18 protein-coding genes are annotated in these 15,906 nt (G+C 64.0%); 8 read left to right on the forward strand and 10 right to left on the reverse strand.

Going from position 1 to position 15,906, the window contains the following annotated elements; translation table 11 throughout:
* Complete coding sequence (locus DC522_RS07115) at window positions 1-1,443, reverse strand: UdgX family uracil-DNA binding protein (RefSeq protein WP_116528016.1); 1,443 nt, start codon at window positions 1,441-1,443, stop codon at window positions 1-3.
* Window positions 1,444-1,573: 130 nt separating this feature from the next.
* Window positions 1,574-2,788: a putative DNA modification/repair radical SAM protein gene (locus DC522_RS07120; RefSeq protein ID WP_116528017.1), complete on the reverse strand. Its 1,215-nt coding sequence runs from the start codon at window positions 2,786-2,788 to the stop codon at window positions 1,574-1,576.
* Window positions 2,789-2,879: 91 nt separating this feature from the next.
* Between DC522_RS07120 and DC522_RS35395 the strand changes: the two genes are divergently transcribed.
* On the forward strand, window positions 2,880-3,347 hold the full coding sequence (locus tag DC522_RS35395; protein ID WP_205769530.1) for a hypothetical protein: 468 nt from the start codon (window positions 2,880-2,882) through the stop codon (window positions 3,345-3,347).
* A gap of 86 nt (window positions 3,348-3,433) precedes the next feature.
* Here DC522_RS35395 and DC522_RS07130 read toward each other — a convergent pair whose 3' ends face one another.
* On the reverse strand, window positions 3,434-3,976 hold the full coding sequence (locus DC522_RS07130) for a PRC-barrel domain-containing protein (protein WP_116528018.1): 543 nt from the start codon (window positions 3,974-3,976) through the stop codon (window positions 3,434-3,436).
* A 194-nt stretch (window positions 3,977-4,170) separates the two neighbouring features.
* Window positions 4,171-4,593 carry an OsmC family protein gene (locus tag DC522_RS07140; RefSeq protein WP_116528020.1) on the reverse strand — a complete coding sequence of 141 codons (423 nt, stop codon included), beginning with the start codon at window positions 4,591-4,593 and terminating at the stop codon, window positions 4,171-4,173.
* Window positions 4,594-4,654: 61 nt separating this feature from the next.
* Here DC522_RS07140 and DC522_RS35400 point away from each other — a divergent pair, with 61 nt between their 5' ends.
* The 3 genes from DC522_RS35400 to DC522_RS07150 all read left to right on the forward strand — a co-directional run bounded on the left by DC522_RS35400 (window position 4,655) and on the right by DC522_RS07150 (window position 6,156).
* The gene (locus DC522_RS35400) at window positions 4,655-4,930 is read left to right on the forward strand and encodes a hypothetical protein (protein WP_205769532.1); all 276 of its coding nucleotides are present in this window, start codon (window positions 4,655-4,657) and stop codon (window positions 4,928-4,930) included.
* Window positions 4,902-5,354: a DUF1345 domain-containing protein gene (locus DC522_RS07145; RefSeq protein WP_205769533.1), complete on the forward strand. Its 453-nt coding sequence runs from the start codon at window positions 4,902-4,904 to the stop codon at window positions 5,352-5,354. The genes DC522_RS35400 and DC522_RS07145 overlap by 29 nt, the downstream gene beginning before the upstream one ends.
* A 247-nt stretch (window positions 5,355-5,601) precedes the next feature.
* On the forward strand, window positions 5,602-6,156 hold the full coding sequence (locus DC522_RS07150) for a GNAT family N-acetyltransferase (protein ID WP_205769534.1): 555 nt from the start codon (window positions 5,602-5,604) through the stop codon (window positions 6,154-6,156).
* On the opposite strand, the gene DC522_RS07155 is transcribed toward DC522_RS07150, so the two are convergent.
* Genes DC522_RS07155 through DC522_RS07170 form a run of 4 tightly spaced genes read right to left on the reverse strand, consistent with a single transcriptional unit; the run spans window position 6,153 to window position 9,217 of the window.
* Window positions 6,153-6,701 carry a regulatory protein RecX gene (locus DC522_RS07155; RefSeq protein WP_116528022.1) on the reverse strand — a complete coding sequence of 183 codons (549 nt, stop codon included), beginning with the start codon at window positions 6,699-6,701 and terminating at the stop codon, window positions 6,153-6,155. The two genes, DC522_RS07150 and DC522_RS07155, sit on opposite strands and share 4 nt — an antisense overlap.
* A complete protein-coding gene (locus tag DC522_RS07160) occupies window positions 6,698-7,450 on the reverse strand; it encodes a phosphatase PAP2 family protein (protein ID WP_116528141.1) in 753 nt (250 codons plus the stop codon). Before DC522_RS07160 ends, DC522_RS07155 begins: the two co-directional genes overlap by 4 nt.
* Before the next feature lie 50 nt (window positions 7,451-7,500).
* Window positions 7,501-8,694 carry a winged helix-turn-helix domain-containing protein gene (locus DC522_RS07165; protein ID WP_116528023.1) on the reverse strand — a complete coding sequence of 398 codons (1,194 nt, stop codon included), beginning with the start codon at window positions 8,692-8,694 and terminating at the stop codon, window positions 7,501-7,503.
* A 28-nt stretch (window positions 8,695-8,722) separates the two neighbouring features.
* Window positions 8,723-9,217, reverse strand: coding sequence for a DUF1772 domain-containing protein (locus DC522_RS07170; protein ID WP_116528024.1), 495 nt, complete (start codon window positions 9,215-9,217; stop codon window positions 8,723-8,725).
* A 195-nt stretch (window positions 9,218-9,412) separates the two neighbouring features.
* On the opposite strand from DC522_RS07170, the gene DC522_RS07175 reads away from it, so the two are divergent.
* On the forward strand, window positions 9,413-10,915 hold the full coding sequence (locus tag DC522_RS07175) for an MDR family MFS transporter (protein WP_116528025.1): 1,503 nt from the start codon (window positions 9,413-9,415) through the stop codon (window positions 10,913-10,915).
* A 134-nt stretch (window positions 10,916-11,049) separates the two neighbouring features.
* Here DC522_RS07175 and DC522_RS07180 read toward each other — a convergent pair whose 3' ends face one another.
* Complete coding sequence (locus tag DC522_RS07180) at window positions 11,050-11,271, reverse strand: hypothetical protein (protein ID WP_116528026.1); 222 nt, start codon at window positions 11,269-11,271, stop codon at window positions 11,050-11,052.
* Window positions 11,272-11,471: 200 nt separating this feature from the next.
* Between DC522_RS07180 and DC522_RS07185 the strand changes: the two genes are divergently transcribed.
* The 3 genes from DC522_RS07185 (at window position 11,472) to DC522_RS07195 (ending at window position 15,645) form a co-directional block, all read left to right on the forward strand.
* On the forward strand, window positions 11,472-13,022 hold the full coding sequence (locus DC522_RS07185; protein WP_116528027.1) for an ATP-binding protein: 1,551 nt from the start codon (window positions 11,472-11,474) through the stop codon (window positions 13,020-13,022).
* A gap of 97 nt (window positions 13,023-13,119) precedes the next feature.
* Window positions 13,120-14,556: a M20 family metallopeptidase gene (locus DC522_RS07190; RefSeq protein WP_116528028.1), complete on the forward strand. Its 1,437-nt coding sequence runs from the start codon at window positions 13,120-13,122 to the stop codon at window positions 14,554-14,556.
* A gap of 144 nt (window positions 14,557-14,700) precedes the next feature.
* On the forward strand, window positions 14,701-15,645 hold the full coding sequence (locus DC522_RS07195; RefSeq protein ID WP_116528029.1) for a ring-cleaving dioxygenase: 945 nt from the start codon (window positions 14,701-14,703) through the stop codon (window positions 15,643-15,645).
* Here DC522_RS07195 and DC522_RS34705 read toward each other — a convergent pair.
* Complete coding sequence (locus tag DC522_RS34705; RefSeq protein WP_165820084.1) at window positions 15,642-15,797, reverse strand: hypothetical protein; 156 nt, start codon at window positions 15,795-15,797, stop codon at window positions 15,642-15,644. The two genes, DC522_RS07195 and DC522_RS34705, sit on opposite strands and share 4 nt — an antisense overlap.
* Window positions 15,798-15,906: the final 109 nt, after the last annotated feature.

Consider the following 15,906-nt stretch of genomic DNA (forward strand, 5'->3'; position numbering starts at 1 on the left):
CTACTCTGCTGCGAGCCGCAATTCGCCCGTATCCGGATCGGCCTCGGCGAGATCATGGATGTGGCGCAGGTCGTTGAGGAAGGCCTCATAGGCTTCGCGCTTCGTGACTTCATCAGGCAGGCGCAGCAGATAGCTCGGATGCACGGTGATGTAGCCGCGATAAGGCCCGAACTGCGCGCGCCCGCGCGAGCGGGAGATCGGCGTCGACTTGCCGGTGAGCGCAAGAAGGGCGGTTCCGCCGAGCGCCACTACGAGCTTCGGCCGCACCAGCTCCAGCTCCTTCATCAGCCAGGGGCGGTAATGCTTCACCTCGCCTGCGGTGGGCTTCGAGTGAATGCGGCGATGGCCGCGCTGCTCGAATTTGAAATGCTTCACCGCATTAGTGAGATAGGCCTTGGAGCGGTCGATGCCGGCTTCTTTCATGGCCTTGTCGAAGAGCTTGCCTGCCGGCCCCACGAAGGGTCGGCCCTGCAGATCCTCCTGATCGCCGGGCTGCTCACCGACGAAGACGATATCCGCGCGCTTCGGTCCTTCGCCGAACACGGCCTGCGTGGCGCCGGGCACTAGCGGCCCTGCCTTGGCAATAATGGCGTTGAGTTCTTCGAGCGTCTTGGGCTCCTGATCCCACATGGCCTCGATGGCCCGTTCCGGCATGCGTTTCGCGGGCATGGTTGCCTCCTGTTCGATCATGGCTTCAACGCGTTGGGAGGCGGTTTGGATCAGGCCTGGAATGGCAGCGGTTTCCGGCAGGTTGCGCCAGTATTTCTTCGGCATCTCCGCGCGCATGGCGGTGGGGTTCACCCGTGCGGGGTTGAACACGCTCTCATAATAGCCGCGCCAGCCCTCCTCGAAGCTGTCCTCCGAGGGCGTATCCCCACGCCGCGCAGGCGGGCCGAAGGTCAGTTCATGCCGGTCCCAGCGCATGGAACCGATGGGGGTCAGGATCGTCCAGTCGAGAGAGCGGAAGCGGTCGATGAAGAACGGGGCCGAGGCCTCCAAGACAAAATGCTCAGGCTCGTACCAGGCGGCAAAGCGCTCCAGATCCTCACCCTTCATGCGCCGGAAGCGCACGAAGGCATACATCTTGTGAAGATCGCGCCTGACCGCGCGCGCCATCGTGTCGATGCGGTGCACGAGCGGATCGCTCGCGATCTCCAGAAGGTCGCGCTCGCCGTTCAGGACGCGCCAGACGAGCTGATAGAGAAGGGCATAGCGCTCGGGGTCCCTGTGGCACACGCCGAGTTCGATCAGCCGCGCCACGCTTCTCGGCAGCGAAATGGGCGGTGCGCTGCTCATGTCATCGTCCCCGAAAAGGCTCGGTGTCTCATCGAGCGACCAGACGATGTGCTGCGGTGCGAGCTCCTCGGCGATCAGCCAGCGCACGGCCCGGCGGAAGCCGTCGAGATCCGCGCCGTCTTTCAGGGTGATGCAGTGCAGGCTCATGCAGACCCCCTCTCGTCATCCCGGATGACACGCCGCGAAGATCCGGGATCGTGCGCCGGATAGAGTGCCATCTCGTCGTGCGATCCCGGGTTCTGCTGCGCAGCCCTGGGATGACGGGTCTCGGACGGGCTCATGCGAACAAGCTCAGCTGCTGGGGTTTCTCGATCAGACGCTGACGCAGATTCTGCCGATCGAGCTTGCCATGCGGATGATAATCGGCAGCGATCAGGAACGGCTTGGCGCGCTTGAGGCCCGAGGTGAGGCGGGCCACATCGTCCAGCCGCAACGTCGTGTGCTTGCGCGCCACCACGATCCTATCCACGGCGCGCGCACCGAGGCCCGGCACGCGCAGCAGCATCTCACGTTCGGCGCGGTTCACATCCACGGGGAAGAGGTGACGATTCTTGAGCGCCCATGCGAGCTTCGGATCGACCTCGAGATCGAGCATGCCTTTTTCGCTGCCCGCTGCGATCTCCTCGACTTTGAAGCCGTAATACCGCAGCAGCCAATCGGCCTGATAAAGCCTGCTTTCCCGCAGGAGCGGCGGCGGCTTCAGCGGCAAGATCGCGCTTGCATCGGGAATGGGACTGAAGGCGGAGTAGTATACACGCTTCATGTCGTAATGCCCGTAGAGCTTGGCCGATGTGCGCAGCACGTCCATGTCGGTCGTCTCGTCCGCGCCGACGATCATCTGTGTCGTCTGACCTGCCGGCGAAAAATGGCGGCGCTCCTCGCGCGCTTCCTCAATGCGCTCGAACATTTGCGCCATGGCACCCTCGATGGACGCGCCATCCTTCTCCGGCGCGAGACGCTCCAGGCTTTGTTCTGTCGGCAATTCGAGATTGATGGAAAGGCGATCCGCCCAGAGGCCCGCCTCCTCGATGAGCCAGGGGCTCGCCTCAGGAATCGTCTTCAGATGGATATAGCCGCGAAACCCGTGATTGCGGCGCAGCTTCTTCGCCACCAGAAGCATCTGCTCCATCGTGTAGTCGGGCGAGCGGATGATTCCCGACGAGAGGAACAGGCCCTCGATATAGTTGCGCTTGTAGAACTCGACCGTGAGCGTCACCACCTCGTCGACGGAAAACCTTGCGCGCTTCACGTTGGACGAGCGCCGGTTCACGCAATAGGCGCAGTCGAACAGGCAGTAATTCGTCAGCAGGATTTTCAGTAGCGAAACGCAGCGCCCGTCAGGCGTATAGGCGTGGCAGATGCCGGCGCCCGTGGTGGAGCCCAGGCCGTCGATATCGGCCTTGCGTCCGGGTGCGCCGGAGGAGGAGCAGGAAGCGTCGTATTTCGCCGCATCCGCCAGGATGCGCAGCTTTCGGCTGAGCTTCTCGTCCATGGAATCAAAGGCCTTCCGCTGGATTGTTCGTGTTTTGTTCTAGCACGGAAAGGCTGGTCAGGCGAGGGTGGCGACAGGGGCGGGAGGTCGCATGCCGAAGGCAGTTGCCCAAAGCTCAAGCGGGAAAGATCCTTGCCGGCATGCGGTGCAGCTCACCTATGACAGCTACCGCTTCAACGACATGGTTCAGCGTGTGCCGGCGATCCCGCTCTGGATTCCGCAGATCGGCTACGCGACAGGCCTCGTCATTCTCGTCGCCTTTGCCGATGAGTTCATCCATGTGCTGCGCGGCGGCGAGCCGTGTTACGAGAAGCCGACGCAGGAGGCCGTTCCGAAGGCGGTCTGGACAGCCGAGGAGCGCGGCTGGAAGACGGCTCAGGAAAAGACCAAGTGGTACACGGAGCAGATGGCCTCGAAAGGCATGAAGGTTCAGCCGCCGGGCCCGGACCTCAAGGCAGGCCTCCTGAAGATCGGCGAGCAGCCGACCCAGGATTGGCTGAAGAAAGCAGGTTCTGACGGCCAAGCCATCATCGACAGCTACAAGAAAGCAGTGATGTGACGCTCTCGCGAAACGTGGCGTAGAAATTGGCGTAGAAAAAGGAAAGGGGCCTTTGGGCCCCTTTCTCGCTTCATCCGCCGGCGAACTTAGCGGTTGTACCTGAACTCCGGCATCGCCCGAAGCTGATCCTTGGTCATGTTGACCATAGCGTGATCGGGCATCGCACGATCGGCGGTGGCGGCAGGGGGCGTCGCCACGGAGCCGGTGGTGCCCGGTGCCGTCGTGGTGGTCGGCGGGGCCGTGGTGCCGGGAGCCGTGGTTCCGGTGGTGGCCGCAGCGGTGGCACGCGGCTCGTTCACGAGCTTGACCTGTTCGAAGGGGATGGCCACATCGCGTTCGCCGATGCCGAGGAAGCCGCCGACGCCGATCACGACGGCCTGGATCTTGCCGCTCTGGTCAACCAGCATTTCGCTGATATCGCCGATCTTCTCGTTGTTCTGGTTGTAGACGTCCAGGCCTTCGAGCCGCGAGGCACGCCATTGGCCGGGCTGCATCTGGGTCATGGAGCCGGCGCCTCCGGCGGCCGGAGCGCCGGTCGTCCCGGAGCCGGCCGGCTGGTTCTGCGCCAGTGCCGGTGCGCCGATCAGAGCCGAACCGAGAAGAGCCATTGCAAGATGTTTCGCAACCATGTGTTCCTCCTGAGGTCGAATGCGGCGCGAAGCACCGCTTGCCTTCTCAACGGGCCAGCTGGGAATTGGTTCTATCTTCAGGCTTCACATGAGCGAGGGCGGCTTGAAGGTGCTCAGGAACCTCCAAAAAGCAGATGGCCGGAACGAGCCCGGCCATCGCGACAGGAACATCAATCGAGCCCAGCCAGTCGATCTCAGGCCAGCGTAAAATCCATAGTGATTTCAGCGTTGAGCACCTTCGAGACAGGGCAGTTCTTCTCGGCCGCGCGGGCAAGCTCCTCGAACTTGGCGCGGTCGATGCCCGGCACATTGGCGTTGAGGGTGAGAGCCGACTTCGTGATCGTGAAGCCGCCGCCCTGCTGCTCGATGGAAACCACCGCTTCGGTCGCCAGCTCCGTCGGCGTGAAGCCGGCATTCTGAAGCTGGAAGGCAAGGGCCATGGTGAAGCAGCCCGCATGCGCTGCGGCAATCAGCTCCTCCGGGTTCGTGCCCTTCTCGTTCTCGAAACGGGTCTTGAAGGAATAGGGCGTGGACGACAGCACCCCGGAATCGGATGTCAGGTGGCCGGTGCCATCCTTGCCCGTGCCCTGCCAGACGGCTCTTGCCTTGCGGTTCATCGTGATCTCCTTTGAAGGTCAGCTTGGGTGATGTAGGACAGGGCGAACCGGGCTCCAGTGCTTGGGCGGCGCAAACATCCTTTGCTGCGGCGCGGGTCTTGAGCCCGGCCCAACGAGACATGTCGATGATCCATCTTTAGTCCCGCTTGCGCCCCCGGCTCTCGGCTCGACCCTTCTGGCGATCCTCGTTTATGTCGCCTTGCCCGAGGCTTGGGCTGCAAACTCGCGGCTTCTGACGGCCTGCGATATCGAGGTCGTCTGCTATCTGGCGCTGGCCGGGATCATGGCGGCGCGCTCCTCCACCGAAGATGCAGCAGCGGGCGGCGGAAGAGGATGAAACGGCCGTGGTCTTTCTGATCCTGACCCTGGCCACCGCCGTGGCGAGCCTCGCCGCCATCGCCGTCGGGCTCTACGGCATTCATGATGCGGACGACGAGCGGGTCTTCCGGCTCGCCGTCGCGGGCGTCACCATCCTGTGCTCGTGGTTCTTCGTGCACACCATCCACGCCATCCATTACGCGCATGAATATTACGGCGACCGGGGTGAGCGGCAGGGCCTTGCCTTCCCGCACAAGGACCAACCCGATTACTGGGATTTCCTCTACTTCTCGTTCAATCTCGGAGCGGCAGCGCAAACCTCCGACGTGGTGATCGTCTCCAAACGCATGCGGCGCCTCGCGTTGGCCCATACGATCCTCGCCTTCCTCTTCAACACCACCATCCTGGCTCTCGCCGTGAATGTGGGAGCGGGGCTGCTCTAGAGCTGATTCCATTAGCCTGGAATCAGCTCTCTTCTTGGCTGGGCCGCATTTCTTGACGGTGAACCGGAACCACTTCACCGAAAAAGGCTCTGAGTTCCGCAAACAAACTTTGAGGTTTGATCCCGATCAGAGAAGTCCAACGATGTCGTGAGCCGAAGCGTCCACTTCCTGTCCTGTAGGGCGGAATATGTGGCGACGGAGAGGCCTGCCCATTGCACGGGGTCTGAGATCGTCGCAAGTTCCTCCGATGCAAACGTCGTCTCATTCCGTCGCCGCCGCTCCAATGCTCGAAACGGAACGCCTCGTTCTCCGGGCCCATCGCGTTTCCGATTTCGCCGATAGTCTCGACCTCTGGCGCAATCCGGAGGTGACGCGCTTCATCGGTGGAAGGCCCTACACGCAAGAAGAGATTTGGGCGCGGCTCGTCCGCTATGTCGGACATTGGGTGCTGCTGGGCTACGGCTATTGGGCCGTCACGGACAAAGCGACAGGCCGCTTTATCGGCGAGGTGGGCTTTGCCGATTTCAAGCGTGACATCGAACCCTCCTTCGAGGGCATGCCGGAGATCGGCTGGGTGCTGGCACCTCATGCTCATGGCAAGGGCTATGCGACGGAAGCGGTGCGTGCAGCGATTGCCTGGGGTGACGATCACTTTGAGGCGGCAGGCACGGTCTGCATCATCGCGCCCGAAAACCAGCCGTCGATCCGCGTGGCGGAGAAATGCGGATACCGGGAGTTCCTGCACACGACCTACAAGGACAATCCGACGATCATGTTCATGCGGGGTCGAGCAACGGCTTAGAGCCCGCTGTCTTCCTCCTCTCCATCGATGACCTGACGCGCCACGTCGAAGCGGAAGCCTGCGCGGGCGAGTGCCGCAAGATCCTTGTCGCGGTAGGGTGCCCGCTCGCCCGGACGGTACGGCCCAAGCTTGCGACGGCGGGCGAGCGCATGGGCCGCCTTCTCCTCGTCGTCCTCTTCGCCGCCTTCGAGTGCCGCCGCGATCGTCGTGCGGTCGACACCTTTTGCCGAGAGTTTGGCCTGGATCGCCCGCGCCGATCCGCCTCGGCGGCGCAGGGTAGCGACGCGGGCTTCCGCATAACGCGTGTCGTCGATGAGGCCGGTGCGCAGGCTTTTGGCCACAGCTTCGTCGATCATCTCCTGAAATTCCGCCGGATCCTCGCCGCGCAGGCGGCAGCGCTTGTCCACCTTGCGTTTCAGGACGCGCCGCAGGTTCTCGGCGGAGGAGGCATAACGTTCGAGATAGGCGAGCGCCGCCCGCTGCAGATAAGCGGGCGTGACCTTCCGCGGAGGTTTTTTGGCCGGGGTCTCGGGGGTGTCGGTCATGCCTCTTTCGTATCCGGCGGAGCAGTGGTCTCGCCCGGCTTTTCCACCTGACCACCGCGCTGCAATTGCAGGGCGATAAACCAGCACAGCGAAGCCCAGGCCGCGCCGACGGACCAGCCGGCGAGGACATCACTTGGCCAGTGAACGCCCAGATACACGCGGCTTGCCCCCACAAGCAGGGTCATGATGATGGCAAGTCCCATGATGAAGGTACTGATGCGCCGGCTTTTCTCGACGCGGGCAAGAAGTGCGCCGAGCGTCAGGTAGGTGATGGCGGACAGCATGGCATGACCGCTCGGAAAGCTCGCCGTATAGACGCGCGTGGCATGGGGCACGAGATCGGGCCGGGGCCGCTCGAAGCCGATCTTGAGACCCGTCGAGAGAAGCGCTCCTCCGACGACGGAGATCAGCACGAGAAGGGCCGCAGCCCGCTTTCCAGCCATCAGCAGATAGATGATGGCCGCCGTGGTCAGAAGCGTGAGGATCGCGTAGCCGCCAAGGCCCGTGAAATCTCGCGCGGCCTCCTCCAGCCAGCTGGGCCCCAAGGGATTGGCGGTATCCTGAGGATTGCGCAGGGCCATCAGGATCTCGCTATCGAGAGCATGCGTTTCGCCCTCGAAGACCTCATCGGCGAGTTCGATGAAGGCCCAGGCAAAGAGACCGCAGGCGGCCAGGGAGAGAAGTGGTCCGACTTCGTTCAGCCGCAGGCGAAACCACAAGCCGGTGACGGGAGATAGAAAGCTTTTCATGAGCGCAGGAGATAGGAGCAGGGGGCGATCCGGCGAGGGCATGTGTCGTCTCAGACTCCTAAGTGCCTGTGCCAGTCCTTCGGCGCTTTGATGTCATCAAGGCCAAGCCAATCGGCCATCAGGCGAAGTTCTTCGCCGAGTGAAGACGCGATTTCCTCGGGAGATACCGACCCTTCCGGATGGATGGAATGGACGATGAGGTGGCCCTTGGCGCGATCCGCCTTCAAATCCACGCGAGCGACGATCTTTTCACCCAACAGGAACGGCAGGCAGTAATAACCGAATTCGCGCTTTTCGGCGGGCGTGTAGATCTCGATGCGATAGCGGAAATCGAACAGGCGCTCCGTGCGCGTGCGCTCCCAGACGATAGGGTCGAACGGAGACACGAGGGCCCGTGCCTCGACGCGGCGCGGAACCTTGGCCCGCGGGTCGAGATAGACGGGGCCGTTCCAGCCGTCGACTGCGACGGGGATGAGATCGCCCGATTCCACGAGTTCCGGGAGGCGTAGCCTGGCGTCCTGCGTCTCCAGGCGGAAATAATCCCGCAGGCAGCGCTCTGAGGCGATGCCAAGCGCGCGGATGGAGCGTCTCAGCAACTCGCGTTGCGCCTCGTCCTCGGCAGGCGTCCGTGCGTTGAGCACCTCCGACGGCAGCACCCGCTCCGGCAGATCGTAAATGCGCTCGAAGCCGCGCCGCGTGGCGGTGGTGACCTCGCCGGCCCAGAACAGCCATTCGAGCGCCCGCTTGCCGTCGCTCCAGCCCCACCAGGCACCCCGCCCCTTGCCGCCGATGGAGAGTTCCCCCGCGCCCATGGGGCCATGCGTTGCAATCTCGCGCCGCACCTCTTCGATGAAGGCGCGCTTTTCTCGTCCGAAACGGGCCAGCCCTCCGTAGATGCCCTCGCCCTTTGCCGCCCGCGCCATGCGCCAGCGGAACAGGGGATGGAGGTCGAGGGAGATCAGCGAGGCCTCGTGGCCCCAATATTCGAAGGTCTCGCGCCTCTTGGGGTGGTAGGCTACCTTTTCGAGCAGATCCCGGTCGTAAGCGCCGAGCCGCGAGAAGAGTGGCATGTAATGGGCCCGCACCAGCACGTTCACTGAATCGATCTGGAGCAGGTGGGAGCGCTGCAGCAGGCGCTTCACATGGCGAAGGTGCGCGCCGTCCGGCCGCGTCTCGTGAAAGCCTTGGGCGGCGAGGGCTATGCGGCGGGCCTGGGCGAGGGAGAGTTTGGTGCGAGCGGTCATGGGTTCAAGAACGGAACAGGATCTCCAGCTAGCGCGACCGTGACGCTTCCGGCAAGGGCCTTGCAGGGAGCGTGACGGCCAGCGCCGTCGCCATGAAGCCTAGGAGCTTGAGGGCTGCGACCGCCATATGGCCCGTTTCCCATCGATTGCGGATGGCGACGAAGTTTTCGGGGACAGGACCGGGCTGCCAGGTGGCGAGCACGCTGTTGGCTGGCCAAACCCATCTGAACCACACGGCAAGACTCAGCGCGAAGAGGAGAGCCCCCGCCAGGGCAAACCAAAACCGGCTTTTATGGCCTCGCAACAGAAGAGCCAGAACGGCTGTGGTGAGGATGGCCGCGAGATCGAGAGGGCCGCCGATCAGGGCGAAGAGTTCGAACTGACCGTTGAAGACCGTTGCCTCGCGCCACAGCTCCGGCGGCCAGACCATCAGTCGGGGCGGAGCCTCCAGCACACGGGCGAAGGAGGGGGCGAGGCTCAGAGCCGCCAGGGTGAGGGTCACAAAGCTCCAGATCCGAAGCATCGTGCCGATCCTTTTACGAAATCCCGTGGGAAACACTCGGTCGCGCGAACCGTTCTCTCCGGCGGCCGCTATCCTCCTGCCGAGAGGCCGATTCGTTGCGACGTCAACCAAATGCATATCTGCTCTGCGCCTATGAATAAGGCAAAGCGGGTCCGGGTCCTCTAGATGCGACCTCCCGAAATGCGAAAGACGACGATGGACCAGCCAGCACACCATGCCGCGAGAGGCCATGCGCATCCTGCACTCAGCCATGCCGAAATCCGCACGATCATCATCGGCATCATGCTGGCCATGCTCCTGGCGGCGCTCGACCAGACCATCATCGCGACCGCGCTTCCCACCATCGGGCGGGAACTCGGCGATCTGGAGCATCTGCCCTGGGTGGTGACGGTCTATCTTCTGACCTCGACAGCCGTGACGCCGCTCTACGGAAAATTCAGCGACAGCCATGGCCGTCGCATCACCATGCTCATCGGCATCGTGATCTTCATCATCGGCTCCATCGCCTGCGCCGTTGCGCCCACGATGCTCGTGCTCGTTCTCGCACGCGGCCTGCAGGGTCTCGGCGGCGGCGGATTGATCGCGCTGGCGCAAACCATCGTGGCGGATCTCGTGCCGCCGAAGGAGCGCGGGAAGTACCAGGTCTATTTCGCCAGTGTCTTCATGGCATCGAGCCTCCTCGGCCCAGTGCTCGGCGGCTTCTTCGCGGAGCATTTGCATTGGTCCGTGATTTTCTGGATCAACCTGCCGCTCGGCCTCATCGCCCTGTTCATCACCTTCCACACGCTCAAGAAACTGCCGCGCCATCACAGGCCGCACAAACTCGACCTGCTTGGCGCATTGCTGATGGTCGCCGCGACGGTGTCGCTGCTGCTGGCCCTGAGCTGGGGCGGCCTGCGTTATCCTTGGATTTCGCCGCAGATCATTGGTCTCGTTGCCGCTTCGCTGGTTCTGTGGGTCTTGTTCGCCATGCGCATGCGGATAGCACCCGAGCCGCTGATCCCGCCGGGCGTGCTGCATAATCCGGTCGTGCGCATGGGCGTGCTCTCCGCCTGTTTCGGCATGGGCACCTACATTGGCCTGACCATTTACCTGCCGGTCTATTTCGAGTCCGTGCGCGGACTCTCGGCCTCCGTGTCGGGGCTTGCGCTCATTCCGCTCATGGCCGGCACCGTCTGCGGAGCGACGCTCTCCGGGCGCAGCATGGCCAAGGTGAGGCACTACAAGCGCCTGCCGCTGGCGGGCCTTCTCGTTGCGATGGTGGCGACGGGCGTTCTGGCAGCCTTCGCGCGCAATCTGTCCATCACGCTGGTCGAGGTGCTGCTCGCCATCATCAGCATCGGGCTCGGCACGCTGCTGCCGGTCTCGACGGTGGCGATCCAGAATGCGGTTGCGCCGCACCAGCTCGGCACCGCAACAGGAACGGCCAATTTCTTCCGCTCGCTCGGCGGCGCTCTCATCGTCGCCGTCTTCGGTGCCATCGTGCTCAGCGGCTCAGGCCTTTCAGAAGTCGCAAGCTTCGAGACTCTGGCCCACGCGGCGGCGCAGAGCGGCGTCGATCTCGCTGATGTCTTTTCTTACGTGTTCATCGCCGCCATCGTCGGTTTCGGCCTGGCGCTCGCCTTCCTCGCCGCTATGGAGGAGCGGCCCCTGCGCGGCAGCGCCGTGAAGGCGGCTGAAGCGGCGATTGCTGACTGAGGAGCATCGGACCCAAAAGTGGGGTGCACTTTTGGGTCCGATGCTCATTCTTGAGAGGGGCGCATCGTTCGCGCGGAACCGGAGGTCCGCGTCAGCGAAAACCGGGGCCACTTTTTAAGCACGATGCGCTAGCGTCAAAGCCGCTTTCGGATCAGAATCCAGACGGCGGCGAGGACGATCAGAAGCACCAGAACGAGACCCATCGTCTCGAAGACCATCTCGGCGCGTTCCGTGGCGGCCGGAGGAGGGCCTATCTCCGTTCCTTCAGCCAGAGCCGGGCGCTGGCCGAGCACCTTTATGACCCGCAGGTTCGAATCCCCTTTCGGAAAGGCTGGAGCAGAAGGCTTCGACGGCATGGTTCCTCCGAAGAGCTTCCGAGGAAGAGACCAGCGTGGTCTTGATCATGGCCGGAAACGTGGCCTGTTTCCGTCAAACCTGCGGCGTCATGCCTGGGGATAGCATTGCAAGCCTGTGGAGGAGGCCGTAAACCCGGGCACTGACCCGGGCTTTACCGTGTTAGGACCAAGCCGGAACTGGAGATTGACGAGGGAGGCTGATGAAGGTCGGCATCGACATGGGAGTGGTTTCCTCCACCCCCGCAGGACAGAAGGCTCAGCTCGATCTGGAAGAGCTTCTGGCGACGCGTCTGCTCGTCCAGGGCAATTCCGGCTCCGGCAAGTCGCATCTCCTGCGCCGCCTTCTCGAGCAGAGCGCCTCCCTGGTCCAGCAGGCCGTGATCGACCCCGAGGGCGATTTCGTCACGCTGGCCGACAAGTTCGGCCATGTGGTGGTGGATGCCTCCCGGTCCGAGGGCGACATCCAGCGCATCGCCGCCCGCGTGCGCCAGCACCGGGTCTCCGTGGTGTTGAGCCTGGAGGGCCTCGACGCCGAGGCGCAGATGCGCTGTGCCGCAGCCTTCCTCGGCGGCCTCTTCGATGCGGATCGCGATTTCTGGTATCCCATGCTCGTGGTGGTGGACGAGGCGCAGCTCTTCGCGCCCGCCGCAGCCGGCGAGGTCTCGGACGAAGCCCGAAAGGTCTCGCTCGGCGCGATGACGAACCTCATGTGCCGTGGCCGTAAGCGCGGACTTGCGGGCATCATCGCGACGCAGCGCCTTGCGAAGCTTGCCAAGAACGTGGCGGCGGAAGCCTCCAACTTCCTCATGGGCCGCACCTTCCTCGACATCGATATGGCCCGCGCCGCCGACCTTCTGGGCATGGAGCGCCGCCAGGCCGAGATGTTCCGCGATCTCGAGCGCGGTCACTTCGTGGCCCTTGGCCCCGCCCTCTCGCGCCGCCCGCTGCCGATCCGGATCGGTGAGGTGGAAACCTCCACCCGTTCCGGCACCTTCAAGCTCATGCCGCTGCCCGAGCAGCCGAAGGAGGATGCGCGCGATCTCATCTTCAAGGCCGGCGAGGACGAGGTGGTGGCCCGCCCGGTCATGCCGCGGCGCGCGCCGCCTCCGCCGCCCGCGCCCTCGACCAACGATCTTCTGGCCCAGCTCGCCCGTACCCGCGCGGCCGCAACACCGGAGCCGCAACCCGTCGAGGTGACGGAGGAATCGAAGGCCGAGCGCGAGGCCGCGCTCGATGGAATCTTACGCGAAATCATGGACGATCCCGAAGCCGCCTTCCGCTCGGTCGCCGTGCTCTATCAGGATTTTCTCGTGCGTTGCCGCATCCGCCGCGTGACCGGGGAACCGCCTAATCTCAACGCCTTCCGCCGCCGTCTCGCGGTGGCGCGCGCCGGCGTCGATACCGCGACGGCTGAGGGCACCGAATGGGATCGCGCGGTCGCCTTCGCGGGGGATCTCGAGGAGGACATCCAGGGCGTCTATCTGCTTCTCGCCCGCGCGGCGATGGAAGGCTCGCCCTGCCCGCCCGACGGCGAGATCGCCCGCGCCTGCGGCAGCCGCTCCCCCGGCCGCGCGCGCCGCCTCATCGCCTATATGGAAACCCGCAACATCGTCGTGACCCGCAACGACCCGCGCGGGCTTCGCATCATCGCGCTGCCTGACTTGGGCTGGGAGACGGGGCCGGGCGATCCGAATGCGTTCGAGGAGCCGCAGGCTACGTCGGACACTCGGGATTTGTTTGCGGCGGGGTAGCGCGTCCCACTCTCGCGCAGAAAGCGAGATCACATCATACCTTCGTGTTGGCGATCTCAAGTCTAAAAGACCGCAAACCGACAATAGAGAGCACCCCATGCAAAACGACCGCCTGAGTCTTGATGAAATCGCGCGTCGCGTGGACGCGAAAGCCGCCGATTACTGCGCCTTGAGCGACCGGATCTGGGCGATGCCGGAGCTCGCCTTCGAGGAGCATCGCTCGGTCGCCGAGCAGATCGCCATGCTGGAGCGCGAGGGCTTTCGCATCACGAAGAATGCGGGCGGCATGGCGACCGCCTTCGTCGCGGAATACGGCAGCGGCGGGCCCATCGTCGGAATCTTGGGCGAGTTCGATGCGCTGCCCGATCTCGCGCAAGTATCGGGCGTGACCGAGCACAAGCCCACGGCGAAAGGCACGCCGGGGCATGGCTGCGGGCACAACCTGCTCGGTTCCGGCTCTGCGCTTGCGGCCGTGGCGCTGAAGGATGCGCTGGAATCTGAGGGCATTGCGGGCACCGTGCGCTATTACGGCTGCCCTGCGGAAGAGAGCGGCTCGGGCAAGACATTCATGGCGCGCGCAGGCCTGTTCGACGATCTCGATGCCGCCTTCTGCTGGCACCCGGCCGTGGTCAACGAAGTGCAGAGCATGTCGTCGCTTGCCTGCATTCAGGCCTTCTTCCGCTTCACGGGCCGTCCGTCGCACGCCGCCGCGACACCGGAGCTCGGGCGCAGCGCGCTCGATGCGGTGGAGCTGATGAATGTGGGCGTGAACTACATGCGAGAGCACATGCCCTCGGACGCGCGCGTGCATTACGCCATCACCAATTCCGGTGGCGATGCGCCGAACGTGGTGCAGGGTTATGCGGAATCGCTCTATCTCGTGCGCTCGCCCTTTCTCCCCGATGCGGAGCGTCTCTTCGACCGCGTGAAGAAGATCGCCGAAGGCGCGGCGCTGATGACGGAAACCACCGTCTCCGTGCAGATCACGGACGCGACCTCGAACGTTCTTCTCAACAGGGCGCTGCAGGATGCCATGGTCGAGAACATGAAGCGCCTCGGCGGCCCCGGCTTCGACGCCAAGGATTATGCTTTCGCGGAACAACTGCAGAAGGCCGCGATCACGCCGGAGGACATCGTGGCGAGCGTCAAGCCGTATGACCTTTCGCTCAAGGCCAAGGTGCTGCACGACGGCGTGCTCTCCCTGCCCACGCGTGAAGAGGTGATGATGGGCTCGACCGATGTGGGCGATGTGAGCTGGATCGTGCCGACGGTGCAATGCCACGCGGCCTGCTTTGCCATCGGCACGCCGTTCCACACCTGGCAGCTCGTCACGCAGGGAAATCTGCCCGCGGCTCACAAGGGCATGGTGCTGGCGGCCAAGGCCATGGCGTCGACGGCCGCCGATTGCCTGCGCAACCCGGATCTCATTGCGCGCGCCAAGGCGGAGCTGAAGGAGCGCACCGGCGGGCGGGCGTATGTCTGCCCCATCCCGCCCGAGGTCACGCCCGACGACCTGCGCGCAAAGGCCGCCTGACCCCTTCGACTTTTCGATGATGCAAGGACCCTGCCTCAAAACGGCATGGGCCTTGCATTTTGGCAAGGTCTTCTTGGCGTGCCGCCGGGTCGTCCTTCCGCCGTCACGGGCCTATCTTCCGGTCAACATCCATGGAGACACCCCATGAAACTGACCGGAATCCATCATCTCACCGCCGTGACCGCCGACGCGTCCGGCAATCACGCCTTCTACACGCAGGCGCTCGGCATGCGGCTTGTGAAGAAGACCGTGAATCAGGACGACGTGAGCGCCTATCACCTGTTCTACGCGGACGGGCAGGCCACGCCCGGGACCGACATCACCTTCTTCGACTGGCCCGTGGCGCGCGAGCGTCGCGGCACGCACAGCATCTCGCAGACGGGCCTGCGCGTGAACGGCGAAAAGGCGTTGCAATGGTGGAAGGACCGCTTCGCCTCCCTCAACGTCGCGCATCAGGCGATCACCGAGCGCGATGGGCGGCTCGTGCTCGATTTCGAGGATTTCGAAGGCCAGCGCCTGAGCCTCGTCGATGATAGCGGGAAGGGCGAGGCGCATCCGTGGGAGCGCAGCCCCGTGCCGGCGGAGTACCAGATCCGGGGTCTTGGCCCCATCACCATCAGCGTGCCGAAGCTCGAGCGCACCGCTCGCGTGCTGACGGAAGCGATGGATATGCGGGCTGCCCGCGAATACCGCATCGGCGACGCATCCGTGCATGTGTTCGAGATGGGCGAGGGCGGACCTGCGGCGGAGTTGCATGTGGCCGTGGAACCGAACCTGCCGATGGCGCAGCCGGGTGCCGGCGGCGTGCATCACGTGGCCTTCCGCACGCCGAACGAGCAGACCTATCAGGAATGCTGGGAGCGGCTGCAGAGCTTGCGTGCGCCGTCCAGCGGCCCGGTGGATCGCTACTATTTTCGCAGCCTCTATTTTCGCGAGCCCAACGGCATCCTGTTCGAGATCGCGACCGACGGTCCCGGCTTTGCCACCGACGAGCCGATGGAGAAACTCGGTGAGCGCCTTGCGTTGCCGCCCTTCCTGGAGCCGCGCCGTGCCGAGATTGAAGCAGGTTTGAAGCCGCTGAAGGCTTAGAGCCTCAGGATTGCTTCGATCAGCTCCACCACCTGAGCCGCCTCGCCAAACGTGGCGAGGCGGCTTTTCTGTCCGGCGAACAGCTTTGGGATCTCTGCGATTCGCCCTGCATCCGGCGGTGAGGGCTCGATGTTGCGGCTGGCGTGTTTCAAGCAGAGGCACCGCTATAAAGCGTGGCTTAGAGCTATTCCATTGGCGTGGAATCAGCTCTCTTGTTTGCCGGGCCGCGTTTTTTGACGGTGAACCGGAGCCACTTCACCG

The sequence above is a fragment of the Microvirga sp. KLBC 81 genome (assembly GCF_003075415.1).
Taxonomy (GTDB): domain Bacteria; phylum Pseudomonadota; class Alphaproteobacteria; order Rhizobiales; family Beijerinckiaceae; genus Microvirga.